Raw genomic sequence first — 1,034 nt, 5'->3', positions numbered from 1 at the left:
GCCGGGTGCCCACCACCCGCGGGCACGCCCTCGTGCGAACCGCCCGCGGGTGCGCCGTGGGCAGCCGCCCCGGGGGCCTCCGCCCCGCCGCCGACGGCCCGCCGAACTGCGGCTGGACCGGCGCTTCGCCGCGGCCGCCGCCCTGAGCGAGGCGAGCGTCGCGCTGCTCTGGGAGGGCGAGCCGCTGCCGGACCGGATGCCCGCCGGCCCGCGCCGCCTGGCCGAGGCCGTCCGCCGCGACAGCTCCCCGGGCCGGCTCCCGGCACCCGTCGCCGAGAGCCCCGCCCGGAGCGCCTTCGACCGGGCCGTCCTCGCCGCCGGCCTCGCCTTCGACCACGTGCCGGACGGAGCCGCCGGCGGCCGCCCGGCACGGCCTCCGCGCTCCGCGGGCGGATTCCCGCGGCGTGGTCGCCCGGGCCGCCGTCGGTTCGTCGACCCGGCCGGTCCGGCGGGGCGCGAGTACGGGCTGCGGGTCGGCGCCTGCGTGGCGGTGACCACGGCCCTCGCGCTCCTGCTGCACGCCGACCACTGGTACTGGCTGCCCGTCACGGCCGCGTTCCTGGTCAAGCCCGACTACGGCCCGCTGTTCTCCCGGGTCGTCAATCGCTTCGCCGGCACGGCGGCGGGCGTCCTGGTCTTCGCGGGCCTCGGCGCCGCGGCCGGGACCGCGCCCGGCCGGGCCGTGCTCGTCGTCGCGCTCTGCGGGGCGCTGATCGCCCCCTCGCTGCGGCACTTCGCACTGCAGACCGGCGTCGTCACCCTCACCGTGCTCGCCTTCGCCTCGGCGGGCGGCGATTCGCAGGCCGCGCCGTCCCGGCTCGTGGACACGGCGCTCGCCTGCGCCGTGGTCCTGGTGGTCGGCCACCTGCCCCGTCTCGCGAACACCCGCGCCCGGGTGGGACACCGCTGCGCCGAGGCCCTGCGCCACACCCGGCGGTACCTCGCCGCCGTGCTGGCGGTTCCGGCCGACGGCGCGAACGGGGCCGACGGAGCGGCCGGGGCGGCCGGGGCGGCGGACGGCGAGGCGGGCTGGG

Annotated in this window: 1 protein-coding gene; it reads left to right on the top strand. The window is 80.8% G+C overall.

Annotation, left to right across the window (positions count from 1 at the left end; all coding sequences use genetic code 11):
- Positions 1-49: 49 nt before the first annotated feature.
- Positions 50-1,034: FUSC family protein (locus ABZ885_RS42000; protein ID WP_360200582.1), on the top strand; the 985-nt coding region annotated here is incomplete at its 3' end.

Origin of the sequence: Kitasatospora sp. NPDC047058 (genome assembly GCF_040643935.1) — a bacterium.
Classification (GTDB): Bacteria; Actinomycetota; Actinomycetes; order Streptomycetales; family Streptomycetaceae; genus Kitasatospora.
This window is presented reverse-complemented; position numbering and strand designations above follow the sequence as displayed.